The following is a 20,919-nucleotide window of genomic DNA, read 5'->3' as shown; positions in this document are numbered from 1 at the left end:
ATCTTGAGTCATGGTGTATTCTCTCTGTACGTTTGCTTGTCCAGAAGGATACGCCTTTTTTTATCTACGGCCTCATACACCAGAAATACTTATAACTCCCGTATAATCTTCAAAGGGCAAGAAGTTCAATTTAGGATTCTTCTCATGCTTGCCAAAGGCTAGATCTGCCGTTTTCCAAGCTCGACAATACTCACTCGTGATCACTTGATCCACTGGAATCTTCTTCTCGGTAAACGCGGCTCCAATATCTTTGGACTGTTGAATACCCACGTCGTTGAGCTTCCGTTGAGTCTCACAGTCATCCAGCTTCATCTCTGGATCCGCTTGGTCAGCATAGTCTTTTTCAGTCTGAGCATGGCGGAAGTAAATCACATGTCCACCCTCTTGCAACGCACTCAAGAGTTCAGCGCCGCTCAATTTATCTTTAAACTCTGCATTCGCTTTTTCGCCTTCACTATACTCTTTGCCCTCTTCACCTCCTTCTGGGGATTCTGTAGGCGGTGAACTTTCAGCGCTAGGGCTTGGATCTCCAGTGGTTGCAGTCTCTCCGCCACAGGCTGCCAACGTAGCAGTGAGTCCAAGGGCCAAAATTAGCTTGATGGCTTGGTTCGGTTGTCTCATGATTTTTGAACAATCTCATATCTAATCTTAATGAGAAATATTAGCATCTCTACTAAAAAGGCTCATGGAGTCAGATAAGCCTCAAATATAGTGAAATTCGAGTTGTAGAAAGGCGATATACATGATTTAAGCACCAAGTTAATATCTTAAAATTAATAAATAATGCAAAATGCTCGCATCGTTTGAATCAATAGCGAGATCTAGCTAAACTCGTCTGCTCTAGCCATTGTTATGCTTACGTCTGTGAAATAGATGACGATGAATTCATTAGACTCGGTTGAAATCAAAGCTTTTATCCCTGCGCACAGCTTTGATCGATCACAACAGTTTTATCAAGATCTGGGCTTTACCTTAAAGTCATCAGGTCATGGTATTGCCTATTTCTGCCATGGTACTTGCAGCTTCTTGCTCCAAGACTACTACAATGCTGAACTCGCGAAGAACTTGATGATGCACCTGTTAGTTACCGATATAGAAGCATGGTGGATTTATATTCACAAACAAGATCTTGCTCAACGCTATAACGTCAAACTCAGCGCGATTCAACAGCAGCCCTGGGGAATGCGAGAATTTACTCTGACCGATCCTAGCGGTGTATTGTGGCGAATCGCTGAAAATGTTTAACTCCCCTTCGCATCACCAAAAACTGGCAAGAAACTACTGCTGCTCACCAGGCTGTTAACTGTCCCTCAAGCTGAATGAGAGGGGCAGTACGCTGTGATTCAGACACGATACGAATCCTTCGTAGCTCGATAGGCAAATTGCTCCACTCTAGATCAAGGCTCTCATGAAACATTGCAGGTGAGACTCCCAACCATTGCGTCGCATTGGCTCTTGAGAATTGTAAGGTTCCAATACTGACCCTCGGATTCTGCAACACCAATTTGCGATTTGCAACCGTGGGTTGTCCTTCTACAGTCACGGCAATGGGGTTGTCGTTTACACTCGGCAGATGGAGCAGGCGGCGTAATAACGTCAGGCGAGTGTTCCCCTGTAACTGTTCCATAGAAAGCTGAGAGAGATCCAACAAGGTCGTTGTTTTCAACGTTTGGTCCTTGATTTCAACCCGAGTACTTTTGAGAACCTGATCGACACCTTGGCCTTCAAGCTTCCATGCCAAACTATAGGCAAAAAAGGCATTCAGCTCTTCCGCACTCAATCGAGCAACCACTGAACCATCTTGTTGTCGAAGGTTGGCAGACAAGCGTTGAACGCTTACCAAGGCCTCTTCTTTCAGCAATTGGTGGCGCTTGAAAGTATTGTCATTTAAAGGAATGAGCCGTAAATTGTTCGGTACCTGAGTAAGCTGCTGATGCAAGTATACGCTCAAGGCCCCTACGACTAGGACAGTAAAGGCACCCAGAAATAACAGACTTTGAGTTAGACGTTTGCGAATCATAATCTTTTGTCTGCTCTGATGCTTGATATTAGCACCAGGCAAGCAGTACCTTAGCGGCTTGACAGTCTGGGCTAGATGTCAATCATCTTAGCTATTGGTATTGTTGCCTACCCAGCCATTTGATTACAGTCCAACTTGCAGTCCTACGATCCGTCCTGAATTTCTGAACAGTCTCATAGGTAAAGCTGGAAAGACTCGACTGATCAAGCGCCAAACGGTTGGTAATCGCTGTAAATCATCCAAAAAGTGTTGTAGATAAAACTCCTCTCGCTTGAGGATAAAGCCTGGTCCCCAACCTTCTAGATCTAGGGAGCGGTTGATGCCCCACTTAAACTCAGCACTAGTCTTGGAGACCGTGTCATGTTTTGCAGTACTCCGGGCAGTTCCTTGACTAATCACATCAAATAAAACTTCAATAGAGCCAAATCGAGCTTGAATCTGCTGTAAGAGAGCTTGATTCTCCGCTTCTGTAAGATACATGGCCACCCCTTCATAGATAACCATCATTGGCTGTTTGGGCGCACGGTCAATCTCATCCATCCAGGTAAAATCTAAAATTGATTTAGCCACTAAATAGTTATGATGCTCTCCATTTTGACAATGACTATTGCAGGTTCCAAACACCCGTCGTCGCAGTTCAATGACATCGGGGAAATCAACGTCGTACCAATGGACATGAGCTGTTTGTAACCGTGAGTACCGCGTGCATAAGCCCGCCCCTAAATTGACTATCACTGCATAGGGATGGGTATTCATGAAATTTTGAACAATCTGATCCATCTGTCTAGCTCGGATGACGCATGCTAATTGTGATGCCCATCCTTGTGCAAATTTAGAACAGTCATAATCCAGGTGATTGAAAATTTCAACTGCCTTTGGATCATGCAGAACAGGACATGCTCGTTGACCTTCAACTGCACGAGCATAGAGGGTAATCATCAGGGTTTCAGGAACCCCTTGTAACTGGACCGTCTGGGCTAACGTCATAGCAACCTCCAATGCTTGCGGTTTATGATCGAGGAATGAGGTATGGCAGGACTATTAAACAGAGAGAGTAGTTGGCGAGACAAAAGACTGTTTAGGTCGACATTCGCGAACCAGGGCAACTTTGCCATAGCGTGGATCGATTTCAACACCCTGGATTTCCATCGAGCGACAAAATACACCGTCAGTGACAGGAATGCCATAAAACGCCTTCTCTAAGGGCTTGAGTGGTAAACAGAGTTTAAAAATAGTGGAGCGATGATCAGGAGGGATAAATCCATCTGCACCTAAGGTCAGAGCGGATTCGTTGTGAAATGAAATTTGGCCGACATTCGTTAATATCCCCGCTGGCGTTGAAAATTGCTCGCACCACCGGAGTGCCAAAAACCATTTGGCATCTGCAAGACGGTGAAAAACTCGTTCAGGAAGGGGGTGGGGAAGCACTTTATAGCCACCTTCAACCGATAAAATCGTTCCCCCTAAGAATCCAAATAAAATATTGATGGAATGGGACATGATCACTTTTCTGGTAAAGGGTGAAAAAAGCAACGGCTTGGAGATGACGTCAGCGATTGCGAGAGAAGAAAATCCCTGAGAAATGCGGTAACTCCTCAGGGAACGTAGACTGTGTTAAGGATCAAGTGGATCTGCGTAAGAAGAGCAATATTTATACGAGCGCTAACTCTCGTTCGACCTCGGAGCTATAGTCACCTAAGCTCGCAGCGCTATTGCACTTAGCGCGATGTAGCAACCGCTGTTGGGCTTCTGCAACACGTTGTCCTTCCCCCCGCCAATGCTCTAAAGCAGGTTGCTGAATCGCTCTGGCATAAGAAAAGGTGACGGGCCAGGGGCAAATAGACTGATAGCGGGCATTCATACTACTAAGATGGGCCGCAGATTGCTCAGCACTTTGGCCACCGGACAAGAAAGCAACCCCTGCCACCGTAGCTGGCGGGTTTTTACGTAAACACCGAATGGTGGCATCCGCAACCTCATCAACACTAGGCTGCTGGGGACAATCTTTACCTGCAATGACCATACTGGGCTTAAGGATCATTTGGTCAAAGGCCACACCTTGGGCATAAAGCTGGGCAAAGACCGTATGGAGCGTGCGATCGCTCACCTGGTAACACCGCTCTAGAGTGTGGTCGCCGTCAATTAAGACCTCAGGCTCGACAATGGGCACCAAGCCCCCTTCCTGGCAAAGCACCGCATATCGCGCTAAGGCATGAGCATTAACATCAATACAGGCTTGACTGGGAATGCCCTCGCCAATCGTGATCACAGCCCGCCATTTGGCAAAACGAGCCCCCATGCGGTAGTACTCAGCAATGCGATCGCGCAGGCCGTCTAGTCCTTCCGTGACCTTTTCCCTAGGATGAGCAGCCAAATCTTTGGCACCGGTATCTACCTTAATCCCAGGAATCATGCCCGCTTCAGTAATCACTTGCACAAAGGGCTTACCATTTCGGGTCGTCTGCCGAATCGTCTCGTCAAACAAGATGGGGCCACTAATATACGTTGAAAGCTGAGGCGTTGTTAAAATTAATTTGCGATAAGATCTGCGATTCTCTTCGGTCGTAGGAATGCTCAAATTGGCAAAACGCTGATTACAAGTGCCATTACTTTCATCAATGGCCAAGATACCTTTGCCTTTTGCCACTAAGGCCTGAGCCGTCGTTTTTAACTCTTGAGCATGGGTACTCATATCGGACCTCCTAAAATGCATAGAGATAAAAACATCTCTTACTTATTGATATAACTGTCAATAATAAATTAGATTGTCAAGTGCTCTGCCCAGTTAATGGGCAGCTTAGTTATCCGTTTCATCGTTAGATATATCGCTGAAATGACTTATAGAAGCTAGAAGTAAGCCACTCACGCAGAACGATATTTCGCTGCAATATCGTACTCAAGCAAAAAATAAAACTTTAATTCTTGAGAATAACTCTCATAAAAACTAGCCGGAGTGATGAGCTGTGAATGCCACTGACCATGCAGATACCTATGAAATGCTCAGCAAGATCTCGCGCATTGTGTCTTTATTTAAGGCACAATTTCTAGATGCCCATCCAGATTTGAGTCCTTGGATAAATGACCCAGCCTTGAGATATTTAATCGATCCTCATTCGATTGATCTATGCTTCCATTTCCCAGGTTGGCATCCGACTTGCCACAGCCACTGTGTACTCACTCAAATCCGCTTTTCAGATAATCCACAATCTGCTGATGCCCGCTTAGTTGGCATTGAATCGATGGGCTACACCTATACCGAACCCTATTGGCGATGCTCAACCGTGGATGCGTGGAATTTTGATGGCAAATCACCTCCCACATTATTAGCGAGACAGCAATTAGAGCAGTTTTTTTATGATGTGTATGCCTTGTTTGGTTGTGCCCATCGTCTCAGCTAGATAGAGGCGCTCGTTTAAGAAAGCGCTAGCCTGCAACACGCTGTGCAGGAGTGATTGCTCTAGATCCATCGGTCGGGATGTTCAATAGATGCCAACGATAGATAGTGAAACACGGGTTGGGAAAGGTGCTTAGCCGTATTTATCTGTAGCGAGCGATTAAATTATTAAAAGTAGTTCTCAATTAAAAGAAGCAGTGTTATGGTTAAGTATGACAGCTTGTCGTACTTTCTCAATTCAGCTTTGGAGAAAACCAATGCGCTTTATCAAGTCTTTCCTTCTGAGGTTTGCTACCGCTCTAATAGCAGTGCTATTGATTATGGGTGGGCTCTTGCCAGGATCTTCAACCGCTCTTGCCGCAACAGCTACTGTGCAAATGGGGTCAGCTGCTGGCATGCTAGTGTTCGAACCTGCCGAAATCACTATTGCACCAGGCGATACCGTTCATTACGAAGTGGCGGGAGTGCCACCACACAATGTAGTGTTTGATCCAGGGAACTCTGCTGGAGATGTCAGTAGCTTGTCTCACTCAGCGTTTACCATGTCCGGTGGATTCGATGTTGCCTTCCCTGCTGATGCAGCGCCAGGGAACTATTCCTACTACTGTGAACCTCATCGAGGGGCAGGAATGGTCGGTAAAATTACCGTTCAAGGTTAGTCCTTGCCAACTGGGTCATTACGATTATCGCGCCAACGTATTTTCTGCTCAATTTATAGGCTTGTACCAGCCGGATAGGTTTGAATTAAGGCCATCCGGCTGGTCTTAATTTTAGGTAGATAAAACCTGCGATCGCAATTTTTCATAAACCAACATTTCTTAGAGGTAGCAGTTGAAAGTATTGAGACAGCCTGACTCTACAAGATGTCCCTCCGTTTCAGTCACTCTCGAATTGATCAAGCTCATACATTCTCTGTGACAGGTCTCACATCCAGGCTCATCGATGTTTTTTAGGCTAAAAACAGAAGGGAAAAAGGTCAAAGATCAACCTTCTAAGTTTCCATCATGCTGATCAAGCAGGAGGACAGTATGGCTCCGTTTACTCCGTTCAGACAACGATTGATGGTCATCGTCATGGCTTACGGGCTTCCCACTGCGATCGCTTTAAGTTTCCCCGCACTTATGCCGCTCAAGCCTGTTTCAACCCCTGTCGCCTATCTCGGTCATGTTCCACAAACCGTGGTGGCTTAACTCCTGGCCCAGACATTGATCAATGCTACTGAAGTTTATCCTGATATAAACTTGCCTAAAAATTCAATAGATTACTGTCAAACTTTTGGGCAAGTTTAAAGGTAGTCGTAGCGGGGATGCGGTCATGCAGGCGTCCAATAATTAGCATTGCCCCAAAATTATTTCTGCGAAAAGCAACCATTTCAGAAAATAAGGATATCTGTTTTGCGTTGGCGGTAATTGTCATGCCAGTGGAACTCTGGCCAACCTGATTTGATAAAGCAGGGACAACTTTTTTCTCAACAATATTGACTGAGCCTAAAAAATGGTTACTCTTCTTTATCCCTGTAGCAAACGTTTCTAGAGCGGCTGGCTGTTCCAAGCCTAAATCAAATATATGAACCGCTTCTTGGTTGTCAAGCGGGGTAATAAACCCAATGATCAGCGTCCATTGATCTAGATTCATGTAAGTGGTTAGATCTCCGATCTGGATGGCATTGCTACTAAAGTGGTTCTGCATAGTTGAAGCTATGGCACCACGGATCAGTGAGTTGATCGGTCTTGGAACTTCTCGAAATCCAGTCGGTAAGTCTGATAAAGCTAGCTTGGGTTTACGAGGGTTATTGGCAGAGATGGGACTGGCTACAGCAACTTGCGAACTAAACTGCTGCAATAGCCATGCATCCATGATTCCAGGCATGATTCCTATCATCAAACAAGAGAGTATGGGAGTGTAAATTTTAGAAGTTTTAATCATGGGAGAAAAAAGAGTGGGGTGGGCGGTTGCAATGAGAGAAAGCTTGAATTGGTGTAACCGAAGTATTGTGCTCAAAAAAATTCGTAAGTATTCACATTGATGATCAGTCTGAAATCTTGAATATGTTTAGAGGGACGACCGCAAAGGACTTATATCTTTGCGGTCTTAGCCCCGTCGAACCAGCTAATTTTTGCAGTTGTGAATCTAGGCAAACTCAGAAGGATTAAACTTTAGTTGGCTTGGTGCCATGCATGTCTTATCCGCTTGAATAGGTATGATATTGAACCTATGCAGCAGCAATCATATTTCTCAGGATTTACACCCCTTCCACCTAATATTGAAGCGCAGTTGATTCCTGAAGCCAAACCACAGTGCCGACAACCCAGCCACCCTGTTGATGCGTTAGTCATCTGCATGCATGGGTTTACAGGAAATCCCTATGAAGTGGCTCCAGCAGTATCTGCTCTCTCAGATAGGAATATCCCTGCCGTTGCCCCTCTACTCCCGGGACACGGCTATCGAGAACGCTCGAAGCAGGAACAAGAATTTTCACGGATCACGCTGGAGGGGATGCTGACTGCAGCGCGACAAGAAATTGCTCAGGCAAGGGAGCGCTATTCTCGTGTTGGCATGTTCGGATTTTCAATGGGAGGTGCGATCTCACTAACAATGGCCTCGGAGGGATTACTAGATGCCTGTGCTGTAGCCGCGCCAGCCCTGAGACTGCCTCGCAAAGCTGAACTTTTAATCCCACTATTAAGCTGGGCAAACTTCACAATGGAGGCTCCGTCTTCAGAACCGTTTTATCTCCCCGTCTACGACTTTCATCACTCCCGAGCACTGAGGACACTTTGGCAGCTCAGTGGCCATGCTCGTCGCCGGTTGTCTGAGATTCGATGTCCAGTATTGGCGGTCCACTCCCACAATGATCCAACAGTGCCGCCCATCGTTCTCGGAATGATGCACAGACATATTCCGACCGAGCTTGAAACCGCTTGGTTTGATGATTCGGGGCATGTAATGCTATTAGATGTGAGTGGACCAGAGGTATCTGCAAAAATTTCAGAGTTTTTTCAACATCAGTTCTTAGATTAAGGGACTCTTCCTAATCCAATTAATGCTTGGCATAACGCTTGACTGCAAACCATCAGCCTATGGAATTTGAGCAAAAATATACCCACGAACTTATTCAATGGCTGAATAGAAATTATCCTCACCTACCACTCACGATGTTTGATATTGGTGTTAGGTATGGAGTCCATTACTTGTATCAAGACTTACTGAAACTCCATCATTTTAAAGTAGTTGGTTTTGAAGCGGATCATCAGGAAGCAGAGAATCTCAGAAGCAATAGTAAGTCAGGTGTAACAGAGGTCTGGCCCTACGCTATTGCTAAAACCACAGGTCCAAGAGAAATATATATTACTAAACATCCAGGGTGTTCTTCCTTCTATCCGCCCAACCAAGATCTGTTAAGCCAGTACTTGTCCTTTGATTTCTTTAAAATAACTGACAAGAAGATTGTAGAGGCCATATCAATTGATGACTTTATAACGAGACATAAAACATGTCCACCTGACTTTTTGAAGATTGATATTCAAGGTGCTGAATATGAAGCATTGGAAGGTGGGAAAACAGCCTTGAATCGTGTTATAGGCATATTTTTAGAAACACAGTTGAGAGAAATATATACCGGTGCACCTTTATTCCCAGACATTCATAGCTTACTGAATACTTTAGGGTTCAGGCTCATATTCTGTGAATATAATGCTGATCTTGGGGGAGAGTTAGTTGAGTTTGATGTCGCGTACGTTAGAGATGTGCAGTCCATCTGTTCAAAAGAGGAATTATTGAAGTTAATATTATTTTGTTGTGTCCATAAAAACTTAGACTTCGCAGTCAATTCAGTGAGAAATTCTGCCCTGACAGACTCTGAAAAGCAAGATATATTATCTCTATTTTCGCAGCCTCTACAGGCACAGGAAATGCGGGTTACGGCAGACAGTCCATATATCAGCAGTAATATTGAACTGAGAAAAATCCATGAAGACTGGTGGATGGATTAAGTCTTAACCACAAGTGAGACCTGTTATATGAGGTAGCTAGGGGTATGTTGCTATGCCTGGCATTAGCGGCTTCGATAATACCAGTATGAGAAACTGAGCCTCTGCCCAAGCTTGAAACAGGCGATACTCCCACCATCAGTGAAGATGGTGGTATGGACAGTCAGCTGCTACCCCTAACTAACAAAAGCGATTGATAAGGGGAGCACTCTAGGCCAGTTCTCGCTCAAATTTAATCTTGATATTCTTTTGGATAAATCTGGGGGGCTTATTACCGATATAGTCAAATTCAGCTAACTTATATTGGCTAAATTGCACATCCAATTCGCTATAGGCAATTTTGGGATCTCGTTTAGAGATAGAGCTGGCTAACCCCCCCTCTTCACCCACGCAAGATTTGAAGTCCACTAAATACAGGTTGCCGCCACCATCAAAACTAAAGAAAGGACCATCTTGTCCTCCAATGGAGTAATTGCCTTCTTGTCCGTTATCCAGATCGTAAATATTCCGGTTGCAGATGGTTTGTTCTGTATGTTTAACCCCTGTGTGAGGAGAAATATACTCAAAAGAAAACTTAGCGTCCTTACCTAGATCATTAATGGTTAGGCTACCGGCTAATCCCTCAAGATCTTTGCCACTGTTCAACGCATCAAGCACCACATCCTTGCTATAGGTAACCTTGCCAGAAATGACGCCCTCGTCTCCAATGTTGCCTGCACTTTTGAAGGAGTAAGTGGTGGCCCATGCAGGACTGGTGATCATCAGAAGACTGAAAACGACACCTATAGCGCCGATCGCTAAACGCTTAAGACTGTTATAAATCATCCGTGATATTCCTCTGCACAATAAAATTATTGATATTAGATCTCAATAATTGCATAACACTGCTAACAAGATCAAAGTTATCCGATTGAGATTTTGTAGCGATGAATACTTTGATTCATCAAGATTTCTAAGTTAATTTTCCGGGAACCCTGCCCAGATATTTATTTATTTATTGAGTATTGTTACAAAAATCGCAGAAACTTGTTGACAGTCAATATCAATAAAACTATTCTGACGATTAATGATCGCTCAAAAAATGTTCTCCTCTCAGAGACATGGCAAGGGGAGCTGTAAGCACTCAGTTCCCTATTTTTTATTAACGGGATCGCAAGCCTAGCCCTTATCTCGAATACAGTTGCCAAGCCCCTCGCTTGACTGCTCGAGTATCCATGCAAGCCTTTAGCGCCGATGGAGATAACCTGCACTGATGAAACGTATCGCTACCAGTTTAATCACGCTTTTGATATCAGGACTGATTCTTCTGATCGGTTCATCGGCGACGATGGCTGCACCTGCTTTGGCAGATAGCCAATCCCCTTATCAGAGTGAGCCCACACACCAACCCTCCTTTGACCAGAAAGAATTTATCTACTGGTTTAAGCAATGCGAGCATATGCAGGGACAAGAGGCCCTGGCTGCCTGTGAGCAAGCCTTAAAAATCAATCCCCATACTGCTGCCACTTGGATCAATCATGGTCAAAAACTATTCGATTTTGGCCAATACACCCAAGCCTTGAGTTCCTTCGATACGGCTCTATTGCTGAAGCCTGATTACTCTCTGGGTTTGGCCAATCGATGTGGCATTCTCAGTGTTTTAGGCCGCTATAACGAAGCCTTAGATTCCTGTGATATGGCTATATTAGGTGATCAGCAATGGGGATTTAGTGGACAAGTTCTGGCCTGGAATAACAGAGGCGATACTCTGATCAAAATGAAGCGGTATGAAGAAGCTCTAGCTTCGTTCCAGAAATCTTTAGCGATCGACCCCAATGATGTGGCGGCCCAGCAATATCGCCACGTTGTTCTTGAAAAGCTGCATCATCGCAAGTCTACACAACATCAGTTTCCAGATTTTATTCCCCCTCAGAAAGAACCTCGAATCGCACTTGTCACGCGTTGACAAGAAGCCGAGATTTTCAAAACCCTTGTTTTGTCTTATATCTCTCTATTTTTCTTATATCTATCTTTGGAAGACTACTATGGAATCCTCGATTGAAAACCAAGAATATCCCTGGTATGCAGGGAATAGCCGATTACTAGACCCCTCTGTTTCAGGACGATGGCTAGCCGCTCATATTCTTCAAGCTGCCATTATTATGTTTTGGGTTGGGCTTGACACGCTGTCTGAGCTACAAGTGTTTGACCCCAGCCTGCCGATGTATGAGCAGGGGCTGGTACTGATCCCCCATATGGCGGCTGAAGGGATTGGGGTTAGCTCAGGGGGTATGGTCACCAGTACGTTTCCTTATTTAGCGATCGCATATGTGCATTGGGTGGCTAGTTTAGTGTTGCTATTCGGTGGCTACTACCACTTGGCCGTTGGCCCCTCGGATTTGTCCAGAGGCGGACGCGGCAACACGAAGAACTTTGCCTTTGACTGGGATGATCCAAAACAATTGGGATATATCTTAGGCAATCACCTGCTCTTTATCGGTTTTGCATCGCTCTTATTTGCAGGATGGATGATCAATCACGGTATTTATGATCCCACCGTTGGGGATGTCCAAGCCGTCACTCCTACCCTTGAAAATTTTGCTCATATCTATCAGTACGGTTGGTCTACACCTGGATTTAATCCGTTTTTTATCGATAATTTAGGCGATTTAGCAGCGGGCCATATTCTAATTGGCATCTTTGATATCGTCGGTGGACTTTGGCATATTAATGTCGCCCCCTTCCGTTGGGACCAGCAGCTAGGCGCTAGACAAGATATTTATAGCCCAGATGGCTTGATTGGTCTATCCCTGGGTGGTGTTGCCATCATGGGATTTATTTCCGCCTATTTCTGCGCGGTCAATACCTTTGTCTATCCCGTTGAATTTTACGGAGCCGCCTTAGATGTGAAATTCAACCTGACGCCATACTTTAAGGACTCTGTGGAGTTAGCGGATGGTGTGTATAGTTCCCGCGCTTGGTTATCGAACGTCACCTATTATTTAGCGTTCTATTGTTTGCAAGGGCATTTGTTCCATAGCTTACGAGCCATGGGGGTCAAGTTTGAGAATCTTCCCCAAGCGCTTGCAAATGCTTTTAAGGTTGAGTCTTCGCAACCCCCGATGGAAGGAACACAACCCACTGGAGAGTAACTCCTTCAAGCTTAAGCGCAAAGAATACGACTCAGTCTACAGTCAATTTTGCTCTCTGTTACAGAGTTACAGATAAAGCCGATGGCATGATGGTTCCTCCGATCTGGAAATCATCATGCCTATCAGCGTGATCCACCCAACCGTTGAGAAACCCACTTCAGTTTCTTTTAGTCCATCACTCATATTAATCCACTCAAAGGTAAGACTATGACAGACGAACAGACGGCCACGGCGAATTCTGACGTTGCTGCGGAGCAACCAGCCAAGGAAACGGCCTCACCCACACAGGACACTGTAGCGGTGCCAACCGAAGCGCAGGCGGTCACGCCACAAGCTGCTCCCGAACCTGAAATACCCACTGCAGCAGTCACTCAAGCTCTACCCGAAGAACCTCGGTTTGTGATCGGTGCAATGTTCTTCCTTTGGGTCTTTTGTACGCTAGTGTTTCTATCCATCACCGCAGGGTACGTCGCTGCCCAATAACATCCATTGGCCCCCGCTAATCATTGCTTCGAATCCACTCGCGGTCTCGCTCCTATGCATGCATCGATGTGGAATAGCAATCAACGGGGGCAAGTCAACAAACGACCATTCAAGTCTTTGATATCCTGATAACTCTATCGATCTCGCCTAGCTCTACATGGCGAGATGGTTATGGCGTTGGCGGGGATGCTGAACAGAACAGCGTAGACGGACAAGATCACAACATTCACCATGGTGCCTTCGTATACTTGGGTGAGCTTGGTATCCTCAACGGTATTGCCCACAGATGAGATATGAACGCCACGCATCGTGAGGGGCAAATGGTACGGTCAGGATTGATGGTTTGCTGCTCGGTATTTTGCGATCGCAAGCTATCCGTTACTTCCATTGGCAGTGCTTTTCCTGTCGCTTTTCTGATGGGTGAAACCTAAAAAATATGAGATCGTCTTGCCTCAGGCTTTAAAAGTGAGATTGGTTTTAGATCTTTGAATTCACTCATTTCAGAATGCGGGGTGGTGAACTCAGCCCGCAATATTTAATCTACAATCTTGATCGATATGCAAAGAATAATCAACCGCAAGAACGACTTGCGCCGTGCTGAAATACAAAAGTCACCATAGCCCAGCCTGAAGCATTTAAATCTTTGAAACAAGCCTAAATTTATATGAGCTAGAGATATAAAAACAATATTTCAGTACTTTAAAACTGCTAAAAGAGCCGATCATCACAGCTCTGAATTTTCTATGGAGAGCATATAGAGGAGAGAGATATTGATTTTTTTGTCTCGGCTTTCTAAACTGAGTCAATGTTGGAAGTGAGTGGCAGGTGCAGGATTTCTCTCCCTCAAGTAGCTGCCATATCCAAGTCTGTTGCTTTCTACATATCGCTGTTCATGCTTGGATTTGACTATGAAGCGTTACCCGATCATATCTTTGATGACATTGTTCATTGTTGTGAGTGCGACTGTAGGCGTAAGTCGTTCCCCAGCACAAGCCAGTGAACCCCGATTTAGCTGTGGTCAAAATCAAAATACACCCACGACACTTGCTAAAACCAAGCAAGGCTTTGTGGCTGTCATTCGGTGGACATCAGACCATTTTGTTGGTTCAGGATGGACGCCAGAAGCACGTTGCCAAAGAGTATCGAGTTTGTTTGAGCAATATTACCGAGATGGATCACTGAACTATCTCACTACTGGCTGGGATAAAGAGTCTCGGCAAAATGTTGTCTGCGTTGCGCCTGCTCCTGCGCAAAAATGCACGGGGGTTTTATTTACCCTAAAACCAGGGAGTAACCCCGGTAGAACACTACAGAAATTGATGGACTTACGAGTACGGGCGTCCAGTAATCCACTCAATGAGACCCATCGTCGCATCTACATCAATATGGATCAGTTTTTGAACTCTAGACCCACCATTAGTTCCACTTCCACCCACTCAGTTCCGTCTGAAAACACAGCTCCGTCTCCACCCTCTGAGACATCGCCTCCATCCCCACAACCTCAACCAGACGCTATTTGGTAACTCACTGGACTGAATCGCAGCACCGTGTTGGCTGGCAATGAATTTAAGTAATAAAGATGGATTGGATAACCCTGCTGAGGCAGGAGGAGTTTGAACATGAAATTGGGTTATGGAATCCCCTCGGTCCTCGTTGGGGCAGCAGCAATCGTGGTGGTGCCGTCGCCAGCTGTGCTAGCGCTAACATCTGCACAGGTTGCCGGTATTGCTGAGCAGATTAGCGTCAGGATTGATGGGCAAGCTCCGGGGTCAGGCGTCATGATTGCCAAGCAAGACCAGACCTATTTTGTCCTGACGGCAGCTCATGTCGTGGCAACAGATGATGAGTATGAAGTGATTACACCGGATAACCAGCGCCACGCTTTGAGCTATACACAGGTGAAAAAATTACCTGGTGTCGATCTTGCCGTTGTGCAATTTAGAAGTGACAAGCCTTATCAAGTGGCAAATTTGGGTGATTCCAGTCAATCGCAACGAGGAATGACCACTTATGTCGCCGGGTGGCCGTTAACTGGAACGGCGATTACACAACCTACCCTGTTGTTTCAGCAGGGGATTATCTCTGCTAATTCCCAGGTCAAGCAAAATGACGGTTATGGATTAATTTATACCAACAATACGTTGCCTGGAATGTCTGGGGGGCCGGTACTGAGCGAAGAAGGAACGTTAGTGGGCATTCATGGTCGAGGCGAAACGGATCGCCAAGAAAGCACCCGTAATCCAGATGTAGTGGTCAAGGTTGGCTATAATCTGGGGATTCCCATTGATACATTCCTCGCTTTAGCACCTCAGTCTGGATTAAATCTCACTTTGCAGGGTGTGACCGCTCAAGCGCCAGCTGCTCGTACGACTGCCAAATCCTCAAAAATTGATGACTTGATTGCTCAGAGTGGGAATCAACTCTATCAAGGCAATAATGAGGCGGCTTTAGGCGTTCTCAATCAAGCCATTGAAACGGATCCTAGTGCTGCGGATGCCTATCGATTAAGGGCGGATGCCCGGATGTCTGCGATTGGTTGGAGTTTTTTGGAAGGGCGGTCTAGCAAGAATCGCGATATTGTTTTGGCTGCACAACAGGATATCAATGAGGCGATTCGCTTGGACCCAAACTTAAGTGATGCTTACACCATTAGGGCTTATCTCAGTTTTGTCTTGCAAGATGCATCGGGAGCAACCTCAGATATTAACCAAGCCCTGAGATTAGATCCGCAAAATGCGATGCCTTATATTTTGCGTGCCAATCTTATGACTGAAGAACAGCAGTGGAAAAAAGCCATTGCGGATGCAGATGAAGCCTTAAAACTGGATGCCAATTCTCCCTATGCAGCGTTTGCCTACAGCGCCCGAGGGTTAGGACGAGCTAATCTGAGAGATATTTCAGGTGGATTACAGGATTTTACACAGGCCATCAAGCTGGCTCCCAGCAATGCGTTGTTTTATATGAATCGTGGAACGGTGCTAGCCCTTAGCGGTAAAAGAAATGAGGGACGGGCCGATCTGGAAAAAAGCGCCAGTCTGGCACAACAAAAAGGCCATACTGAAGTTTACAAAGAAGCGACCAAATGGTTGAATCTACTGAAACGTCTGCCTTAATCTAAATTCCTCCTATGATTCATTACCGCTCCCTTCATCTCAGCGTGGTTGGGAGCCTGTTCCTTGACGACTCACAGGTTGGTATGAGAGTTGCGATCGCTGTTTGATGCTGGACGCAACACACCTCAAGTCACAGGGGAATCGGGGTCCCACCCTGCTTAACACGAAGGCATTCAGACGTTTAGCTTACGGGATCATTCGGCTCCGCCGAGCTTGTTCGCAATCCGATCGTTCCAATCAACATTGAATTCCTGCCGCTCCAATTGCCAGGTTTTAGGAACGATTTCTTCCTCAGCAAACTCGACGTCCCCCGTTGGAGGGATATCCACTACATCCACTAAGTTGTTTCCCAAGGTCTCAGCAATTTCCCATGCATCATCAGGATCTTCGGCCTTGATCAGTCGAACAAGCGGCTTGCCACTGTCTTGCTCATAAATGGCGTAGAACTCTTTGTCAACGATATTTAAATGACTCATGGTTGAAACTCCAAGCGGGATATCAACGATCCTAAAGTCATAATCCCATACATGAAGGGCAGGGCAACAGTTGATACCCCTGGCATATTGGGGACAGTGGGGTCCGTTCGCATGGGGCCAGTGTGCACAATGGACGGCATGATGTTCTCAAGGGGATGGACCCAGCCACAGCGACTGGTCCATTAGTGAATCACTCGAAAGGTAAGATTAATCCTTGGCTCCACGGGTTGCTTGGTCTTGGGAATATGATGTTGCCAGCAATGTTGGGTGGGGCCTTGCATCAGTAGAAAGCTACCATTCGTCAGTTTGAGTTCTACCTTCGGGATGGCTCGATCCGCTTTATGCCGGAAGAGAAATCGTCGGCAACCACCAAAGCTAACAGATCCAATCACTGGATTAGAGCCTAGTTCAGGTTCATCATCACTGTGCCACCCCATACTGTCTTGACCGTGGCGATATAGATTCAACAACACACTATTAAATTCAACCTGAGCGATGGGCTCAATGGCGGCTTTGATATGGCGTAATGTCGGTGTCCAGGGTAAGGGTTCCATCTGAATGCCAGAATAGCGATAGGATTTGCCTGGATCACCATACCAAGCGGTTAACCGGGGGAGCAGGTGGCGACGACCAAAAATGGTCGCTGAGTCTTGTCGCCAGGTAATCTCGTGCTGGAGAGCGGCAAATATAGCGCTGCACGCTGCCAACGTGAAGGAGCCAGGATAAAACCAGACATCCGCATCTACCATCTGTAAGTGTTGGGTCTGTGCGTTGAACCGTCGCATGAGTGTGAGAGGGGATAAGGCTCGCTAAATTCTGAGTGACCGGGCGCTTGAGCAGCTTGTATTCTTGAGCACAAACGCTTGGGACAATTTACGCATCTACAATCTACATTAGTACCAGCATTGCCTAGTTACCTTGACAGAGGTGAGCAGATTTCGATAGCGTAAAAGCTTCGATATTAAATAAGAATACTTGGCATTAACCAGTCGAAGCAAAATGGTTTTTAATATCTCTCAATCCTCTAGGTTTAGCATTGGAAGTCTATTGCTGGTTGCCATGGTCAGCGGGTGTACTGGCCAAAACGCTCCAACCAGTGGCAACGGTAAAGTCGTGAGTGTTTATTCAGCCCGTCATTACGATACTGACCAAGCTTTATATGAAGACTTTACCCAGAAAACTGGAATTGAGGTCCAACGTTTAGAAGGTAAAGATAACGAACTGTTAGAGCGGATCAAAAATGAGGGAAAGAATCCTCAGGCAGATGTATTAATTACGGTTGATGCCGGGCGTTTATGGCGAGCAGAGCAGTCTCAACTCTTGCAACCTATTAATTCTGAGACCCTCAATCAGAAAATCCCCGAAAGTCTCCGGCATCCCGATGGTTTGTGGTTTGGTTTGACTAAGCGGGTACGGATGTTGGTGTATAACAAAGCCAAGGTGAAACCCGCAGACCTATCCACCTATGAAGCCTTAGCGGAACCGGCCTGGAAAGGGAGGGTATGTATTCGCAGTTCAAACAATATCTATAATCAATCGCTGTTAGGGTCGTTTATTGAATCCAAGGGAAAAGCGGAAACAGAGAAATGGGCCAAAGGACTGGTGGCCAATCTGGCGCGCCCACCTAAAGGCGGAGACGTGGATCAAATCAAGGCAGTGGCAGCAGGTCAATGTGATGTGGCCATTGTTAATCATTACTATGTGGCCCGCTTAGCCCAATCGACCAATGCGAAGAACAAAGCGGTCATTGAGAAGGTCGGCGTCTTTTTCCCCAATCAAGACGACAGAGGCACACATGTCAATATCAGTGGTGCGGGGGTGGTGGCCAATGCCCCCAATAAAGAACATGCGATCGCATTTATGGAATATCTGACCAGCCCAGAGGCCCAGAAAGTGTTTGCAGAAGCCAATAACGAATATCCTGCTGTCATCGATATAGAGCCGTCATCTGCACTCAAAGCCTACGGTGAATTCAAAGCCGATACCGTCAATGTCAGCGCCTATGGCCGAAACAACTTAGAGGCAACCAAAATCGCAGACCGGGCAGGCTGGCAGTGATGTGGCTGATCTGAGTGCCCCAGACCTGCGTTATTCCCCCAAAATTTGCACAAATACAGTTCGGTAACGAGGGCCATCCAGTTCAAACAACAGCACCGATTGGTAGATGCCCAGCGCTAATTGACCGGCGACAATCGGAACCACCTCACTGGAAGAGAGGGTAATCGCCATCAGGTGAGAATGGGCATTTTCAGGCTCATCTTCGGGTACATCCCGAAGATGTAGATCGTTATGGAGGTATCGTTGATGGGCAGGGGCCAGTTGTCTCAAGTAGCCTTTGATATCTTCTAACAATCGCTCTTCATACTCGTTAATCGCCAACGCAGTCGTGGTATGTCGAGAACAGATCAAGACCTGACCATTTTGCACTGAACTCTCAGCAATACAGGCTTGAATCTGAGGAGATAGGTTATAAATGCCAATATCTTGATCCGTTTCGAGATCCAGAATTTTATGCACAATCACCATAAAACCATTCAGAGACAGACCTCACTTAAGATACACCGTCCTGACCGCTGAGCGGCGGCTCGCTCCTGCCAGACATCCTCAATTTCAGAGCATTGTGTTGATTTCAGCGCCAACAGGATGCTGGGTCTAATGGAGAGAGAGAGGGGAAGGTGAGCAATTCAGAGAGGGGGGCGATTGCGAAAGGTCATGATGACAATACGTGTTGCGGCCCTCTTCCTTGGCCCGATACAGCGCTTTATCTGTTAATTCGATTAAATCATCCAAGGACTGCTCCACCTGAGGGATAACCGTTGCCAGCCCCAAACTCAGGGTAATTTGCGGGCTGATGTTAGAAAACTCATGGGGGATATTCAGCTCAAAAACCTGGTGGAGAATCGCAAGGGCGACTTGTTCTGCCCCTTGGGCATGGGTGGCTGGCAAAATGATTGCAAATTCTTCACCCCCATAGCGGGCAACCAGATCATCCGGGCGATGGACAGACTGCTGAATGGCATGGGCAACTTGTCGTAAGCAGTCATCTCCGACTTGATGACCATAATGATCGTTAAACAGCTTGAAATAATCAACGTCACATAAGATTAACGATAGAGGCTCATGATCACGCTGTAATCTTCGCCAGACTTGCTCTATATCTTGATCAAATCGATAGCGATTGGCGACTTGGGTTAAGCCATCCATATAGGCTAGGCGATGTAAAGAAGCGTTGGCTTGAGCAAGCTCCGCTTCTACGCGCTTGCGTTCTTCAATTTCCCGCTGCAAACTTTGAGTGAGTTCTCGTAAGCTCAAGTGTACTTTCACCCTTGCTAGGACTTCTGCTTCCTGAAAGGGCTTAGTGATGTAATCAACGGCTCCTAAGGATAACCCTTCCACTTTATTGGCCTGCTCGCTCAAAGCCGTCATAAAAATAACGGGAATATCTTGAGTGCGGAGATCGGCTTTTAATTTTACGCAGGTTTCAAAGCCATCCATTTCTGGCATTTGAACATCTAACAAAATCAAATCCGGTAAACCATGGGCAAGTTGGTTTAAAGCAGCAACTCCGCTGGTAGCGACCCATACAGTAAATCCCTGATCCCTTAGCGTTTGAGCCAAAATCGTCAGATTTGTCGGGACATCATCAACGATGAGAATATTTGCAGTTTCGTAGGAATCAGGCATAGCCTTAGTGAGTTCGACTGGATTGGTGAGAGTCAATAGCACATCCAGATAGATCTAAGCCCAAGATTAGGATGATTCGACTTTTCCATTGTGCAGGGAAATGGAATGAACAAAATCCGCAAGAATACTTAAATTTAGAATGCATTGCATAAATCAATATATTCTAATATGCCCCAATTTGAGTTACCAGCAGCCTTTTACTACACTCGCTGATAATTACTAGTATATCTCTGATATTCCATTCCATCAGTCTTGCTAAAGACAGAGGATATCGCGCGCTCTACTGATCGAGCTATGCAAAATGGAATATTTATTCATAAAAAAAAGACTTAAACCATACAGATTAAAGTCAGGAAATTTATCTCAGCAGTTGGTTGAAATAGTCTTGAATTTCAGCGAGTTCGAATTTTTCGGCCCAATCTAGAACTTTCTGACAAAAACCCTTGTATTGTGAATTTACAGATTGGAAGTGAGATATTTCATCAATCATTTCAACAATACTCCCTTTATTTGCCATCACTAACAGTCTTTCTAAGTAGAGTTGGCTAAAAAGGATCAACTAAGTTTCATTTTATGAACTAATCTGAAAACCTTTCTCTGTATAAGATTTGATAGAATTTACATTTCGA

At 45.8% G+C, this 20,919-nt stretch carries 23 protein-coding genes and 1 pseudogene; 13 read left to right on the top strand and 11 right to left on the bottom strand.

Going from position 1 to position 20,919, the window contains the following annotated elements; translation table 11 throughout:
* Positions 1–99: 99 nt before the first annotated feature.
* A pseudogene (locus Q0986_RS16980) lies at positions 100–621 on the bottom strand (histidine phosphatase family protein); the annotation flags it as partial.
* Between the two features lie 258 nt (positions 622–879).
* Here Q0986_RS16980 and Q0986_RS16975 point away from each other — a divergent pair.
* On the top strand, positions 880–1,245 hold the full coding sequence (locus Q0986_RS16975) for a VOC family protein (RefSeq protein WP_299413155.1): 366 nt from the start codon (positions 880–882) through the stop codon (positions 1,243–1,245).
* Positions 1,246–1,288: 43 nt separating this feature from the next.
* On the opposite strand, the gene Q0986_RS16970 is transcribed toward Q0986_RS16975, so the two are convergent.
* The 4 genes from Q0986_RS16970 to Q0986_RS16955 form a co-directional block, all read right to left on the bottom strand.
* Positions 1,289–2,020, bottom strand: coding sequence for a hypothetical protein (locus Q0986_RS16970; protein WP_299413152.1), 732 nt, complete (start codon positions 2,018–2,020; stop codon positions 1,289–1,291).
* 123 nt (positions 2,021–2,143) lie between these two features.
* A complete protein-coding gene (locus Q0986_RS16965) occupies positions 2,144–3,007 on the bottom strand; it encodes a class I SAM-dependent methyltransferase (protein WP_299413147.1) in 864 nt (287 codons plus the stop codon).
* A gap of 54 nt (positions 3,008–3,061) precedes the next feature.
* Positions 3,062–3,520: a hypothetical protein gene (locus Q0986_RS16960; RefSeq protein ID WP_299413144.1), complete on the bottom strand. Its 459-nt coding sequence runs from the start codon at positions 3,518–3,520 to the stop codon at positions 3,062–3,064.
* A gap of 151 nt (positions 3,521–3,671) precedes the next feature.
* The gene (locus tag Q0986_RS16955) at positions 3,672–4,712 is read right to left on the bottom strand and encodes a class I fructose-bisphosphate aldolase (protein WP_299413139.1); all 1,041 of its coding nucleotides are present in this window, start codon (positions 4,710–4,712) and stop codon (positions 3,672–3,674) included.
* 271 nt (positions 4,713–4,983) lie between these two features.
* Between Q0986_RS16955 and Q0986_RS16950 the strand changes: the two genes are divergently transcribed.
* From Q0986_RS16950 to Q0986_RS16940, 3 genes are all read left to right on the top strand, one after another.
* Positions 4,984–5,418 (top strand): hypothetical protein, encoded by a 435-nt coding sequence (locus Q0986_RS16950; protein ID WP_299413135.1) that lies wholly within the window; start codon positions 4,984–4,986, stop codon positions 5,416–5,418.
* Positions 5,419–5,671: 253 nt separating this feature from the next.
* Positions 5,672–6,073, top strand: a complete 402-nt coding sequence (petE, locus tag Q0986_RS16945) for a plastocyanin (protein WP_366918611.1) — start codon at positions 5,672–5,674, stop codon at positions 6,071–6,073.
* A gap of 369 nt (positions 6,074–6,442) precedes the next feature.
* Complete coding sequence (locus Q0986_RS16940; RefSeq protein WP_299413127.1) at positions 6,443–6,604, top strand: hypothetical protein; 162 nt, start codon at positions 6,443–6,445, stop codon at positions 6,602–6,604.
* A 55-nt stretch (positions 6,605–6,659) separates the two neighbouring features.
* Here Q0986_RS16940 and Q0986_RS16935 read toward each other — a convergent pair whose 3' ends face one another.
* Positions 6,660–7,271: a hypothetical protein gene (locus tag Q0986_RS16935; RefSeq protein ID WP_299413123.1), complete on the bottom strand. Its 612-nt coding sequence runs from the start codon at positions 7,269–7,271 to the stop codon at positions 6,660–6,662.
* Positions 7,272–7,628: 357 nt separating this feature from the next.
* Between Q0986_RS16935 and Q0986_RS16930 the strand changes: the two genes are divergently transcribed.
* The gene (locus tag Q0986_RS16930; protein ID WP_299413119.1) at positions 7,629–8,435 is read left to right on the top strand and encodes an alpha/beta fold hydrolase; all 807 of its coding nucleotides are present in this window, start codon (positions 7,629–7,631) and stop codon (positions 8,433–8,435) included.
* Between the two features lie 59 nt (positions 8,436–8,494).
* The gene (locus tag Q0986_RS16925) at positions 8,495–9,406 is read left to right on the top strand and encodes an FkbM family methyltransferase (RefSeq protein ID WP_299413116.1); all 912 of its coding nucleotides are present in this window, start codon (positions 8,495–8,497) and stop codon (positions 9,404–9,406) included.
* Between the two features lie 207 nt (positions 9,407–9,613).
* On the opposite strand, the gene Q0986_RS16920 is transcribed toward Q0986_RS16925, so the two are convergent.
* Positions 9,614–10,228: a hypothetical protein gene (locus Q0986_RS16920; RefSeq protein WP_299413112.1), complete on the bottom strand. Its 615-nt coding sequence runs from the start codon at positions 10,226–10,228 to the stop codon at positions 9,614–9,616.
* A gap of 427 nt (positions 10,229–10,655) precedes the next feature.
* Here Q0986_RS16920 and Q0986_RS16915 point away from each other — a divergent pair, with 427 nt between their 5' ends.
* From Q0986_RS16915 to Q0986_RS16890, 6 genes are all read left to right on the top strand, one after another.
* Positions 10,656–11,348, top strand: a complete 693-nt coding sequence (locus Q0986_RS16915; RefSeq protein WP_299413109.1) for a tetratricopeptide repeat protein — start codon at positions 10,656–10,658, stop codon at positions 11,346–11,348.
* Positions 11,349–11,427: 79 nt separating this feature from the next.
* Positions 11,428–12,534 carry a chlorophyll a/b binding light-harvesting protein gene (locus Q0986_RS16910; RefSeq protein ID WP_299413105.1) on the top strand — a complete coding sequence of 369 codons (1,107 nt, stop codon included), beginning with the start codon at positions 11,428–11,430 and terminating at the stop codon, positions 12,532–12,534.
* A gap of 207 nt (positions 12,535–12,741) precedes the next feature.
* Positions 12,742–13,017: a hypothetical protein gene (locus tag Q0986_RS16905; RefSeq protein WP_299413102.1), complete on the top strand. Its 276-nt coding sequence runs from the start codon at positions 12,742–12,744 to the stop codon at positions 13,015–13,017.
* A gap of 293 nt (positions 13,018–13,310) precedes the next feature.
* The gene (locus tag Q0986_RS16900) at positions 13,311–13,448 is read left to right on the top strand and encodes a hypothetical protein (RefSeq protein ID WP_299413099.1); all 138 of its coding nucleotides are present in this window, start codon (positions 13,311–13,313) and stop codon (positions 13,446–13,448) included.
* Between the two features lie 504 nt (positions 13,449–13,952).
* The gene (locus tag Q0986_RS16895; RefSeq protein WP_299413096.1) at positions 13,953–14,540 is read left to right on the top strand and encodes a COP23 domain-containing protein; all 588 of its coding nucleotides are present in this window, start codon (positions 13,953–13,955) and stop codon (positions 14,538–14,540) included.
* Between the two features lie 96 nt (positions 14,541–14,636).
* Complete coding sequence (locus Q0986_RS16890; protein WP_299413093.1) at positions 14,637–16,130, top strand: serine protease; 1,494 nt, start codon at positions 14,637–14,639, stop codon at positions 16,128–16,130.
* 194 nt (positions 16,131–16,324) lie between these two features.
* On the opposite strand, the gene Q0986_RS16885 is transcribed toward Q0986_RS16890, so the two are convergent.
* Together Q0986_RS16885 and Q0986_RS16880 are read right to left on the bottom strand one after the other, a co-directional pair.
* Positions 16,325–16,606 carry a hypothetical protein gene (locus tag Q0986_RS16885; protein ID WP_299413090.1) on the bottom strand — a complete coding sequence of 94 codons (282 nt, stop codon included), beginning with the start codon at positions 16,604–16,606 and terminating at the stop codon, positions 16,325–16,327.
* A gap of 182 nt (positions 16,607–16,788) precedes the next feature.
* The gene (locus Q0986_RS16880; protein ID WP_366918614.1) at positions 16,789–17,355 is read right to left on the bottom strand and encodes an alpha-ketoglutarate-dependent dioxygenase AlkB; all 567 of its coding nucleotides are present in this window, start codon (positions 17,353–17,355) and stop codon (positions 16,789–16,791) included.
* A gap of 310 nt (positions 17,356–17,665) precedes the next feature.
* Here Q0986_RS16880 and Q0986_RS16875 point away from each other — a divergent pair, with 310 nt between their 5' ends.
* Positions 17,666–18,664, top strand: coding sequence for a Fe(3+) ABC transporter substrate-binding protein (locus Q0986_RS16875; protein WP_366918613.1), 999 nt, complete (start codon positions 17,666–17,668; stop codon positions 18,662–18,664).
* A gap of 30 nt (positions 18,665–18,694) precedes the next feature.
* Here the strand turns inward: Q0986_RS16875 and Q0986_RS16870 are convergent, their stop codons facing one another.
* Positions 18,695–19,132: a secondary thiamine-phosphate synthase enzyme YjbQ gene (locus Q0986_RS16870; protein WP_299413078.1), complete on the bottom strand. Its 438-nt coding sequence runs from the start codon at positions 19,130–19,132 to the stop codon at positions 18,695–18,697.
* Positions 19,133–19,258: 126 nt separating this feature from the next.
* On the bottom strand, positions 19,259–20,290 hold the full coding sequence (locus Q0986_RS16865) for a diguanylate cyclase (protein WP_366918612.1): 1,032 nt from the start codon (positions 20,288–20,290) through the stop codon (positions 19,259–19,261).
* Positions 20,291–20,919 lie beyond the last annotated feature (629 nt).

Origin of the sequence: Acaryochloris sp. IP29b_bin.148 (assembly GCF_028285565.1) — a bacterium.
In the GTDB taxonomy this organism is placed as follows: domain Bacteria; phylum Cyanobacteriota; class Cyanobacteriia; order Thermosynechococcales; family Thermosynechococcaceae; genus Acaryochloris.
The sequence above is the reverse complement of the archived record's forward strand: the minus strand, read 5'-3'. Positions and strand labels throughout refer to the sequence as shown.

What these genes read in the sequence shown, in the direction of transcription:
- Q0986_RS16975 (WP_299413155.1), top strand. Translation starts at nt 880, where the DNA reads ATGAATTCATTAGACTCGGTTGAAATCAAAGCTTTTATCCCTGCGCAC.
- Q0986_RS16970 (WP_299413152.1), bottom strand. Translation starts at nt 2,020, where the DNA reads ATGATTCGCAAACGTCTAACTCAAAGTCTGTTATTTCTGGGTGCCTTT.
- Q0986_RS16965 (WP_299413147.1), bottom strand. Translation starts at nt 3,007, where the DNA reads ATGACGTTAGCCCAGACGGTCCAGTTACAAGGGGTTCCTGAAACCCTG.
- Q0986_RS16960 (WP_299413144.1), bottom strand. Translation starts at nt 3,520, where the DNA reads ATGTCCCATTCCATCAATATTTTATTTGGATTCTTAGGGGGAACGATT.
- Q0986_RS16955 (WP_299413139.1), bottom strand. Translation starts at nt 4,712, where the DNA reads ATGAGTACCCATGCTCAAGAGTTAAAAACGACGGCTCAGGCCTTAGTG.
- petE (WP_366918611.1), top strand. Translation starts at nt 5,672, where the DNA reads ATGCGCTTTATCAAGTCTTTCCTTCTGAGGTTTGCTACCGCTCTAATA.
- Q0986_RS16940 (WP_299413127.1), top strand. Translation starts at nt 6,443, where the DNA reads ATGGCTCCGTTTACTCCGTTCAGACAACGATTGATGGTCATCGTCATG.
- Q0986_RS16935 (WP_299413123.1), bottom strand. Translation starts at nt 7,271, where the DNA reads ATGGATGCATGGCTATTGCAGCAGTTTAGTTCGCAAGTTGCTGTAGCC.
- Q0986_RS16930 (WP_299413119.1), top strand. Translation starts at nt 7,629, where the DNA reads ATGCAGCAGCAATCATATTTCTCAGGATTTACACCCCTTCCACCTAAT.
- Q0986_RS16925 (WP_299413116.1), top strand. Translation starts at nt 8,495, where the DNA reads ATGGAATTTGAGCAAAAATATACCCACGAACTTATTCAATGGCTGAAT.
- Q0986_RS16920 (WP_299413112.1), bottom strand. Translation starts at nt 10,228, where the DNA reads ATGATTTATAACAGTCTTAAGCGTTTAGCGATCGGCGCTATAGGTGTC.
- Q0986_RS16915 (WP_299413109.1), top strand. Translation starts at nt 10,656, where the DNA reads ATGAAACGTATCGCTACCAGTTTAATCACGCTTTTGATATCAGGACTG.
- Q0986_RS16910 (WP_299413105.1), top strand. Translation starts at nt 11,428, where the DNA reads ATGGAATCCTCGATTGAAAACCAAGAATATCCCTGGTATGCAGGGAAT.
- Q0986_RS16905 (WP_299413102.1), top strand. Translation starts at nt 12,742, where the DNA reads ATGACAGACGAACAGACGGCCACGGCGAATTCTGACGTTGCTGCGGAG.
- Q0986_RS16900 (WP_299413099.1), top strand. Translation starts at nt 13,311, where the DNA reads ATGAACGCCACGCATCGTGAGGGGCAAATGGTACGGTCAGGATTGATG.
- Q0986_RS16895 (WP_299413096.1), top strand. Translation starts at nt 13,953, where the DNA reads ATGACATTGTTCATTGTTGTGAGTGCGACTGTAGGCGTAAGTCGTTCC.
- Q0986_RS16890 (WP_299413093.1), top strand. Translation starts at nt 14,637, where the DNA reads ATGAAATTGGGTTATGGAATCCCCTCGGTCCTCGTTGGGGCAGCAGCA.
- Q0986_RS16885 (WP_299413090.1), bottom strand. Translation starts at nt 16,606, where the DNA reads ATGAGTCATTTAAATATCGTTGACAAAGAGTTCTACGCCATTTATGAG.
- Q0986_RS16880 (WP_366918614.1), bottom strand. Translation starts at nt 17,355, where the DNA reads ATGGTAGATGCGGATGTCTGGTTTTATCCTGGCTCCTTCACGTTGGCA.
- Q0986_RS16875 (WP_366918613.1), top strand. Translation starts at nt 17,666, where the DNA reads ATGGTCAGCGGGTGTACTGGCCAAAACGCTCCAACCAGTGGCAACGGT.
- Q0986_RS16870 (WP_299413078.1), bottom strand. Translation starts at nt 19,132, where the DNA reads ATGGTGATTGTGCATAAAATTCTGGATCTCGAAACGGATCAAGATATT.
- Q0986_RS16865 (WP_366918612.1), bottom strand. Translation starts at nt 20,290, where the DNA reads ATGCCTGATTCCTACGAAACTGCAAATATTCTCATCGTTGATGATGTC.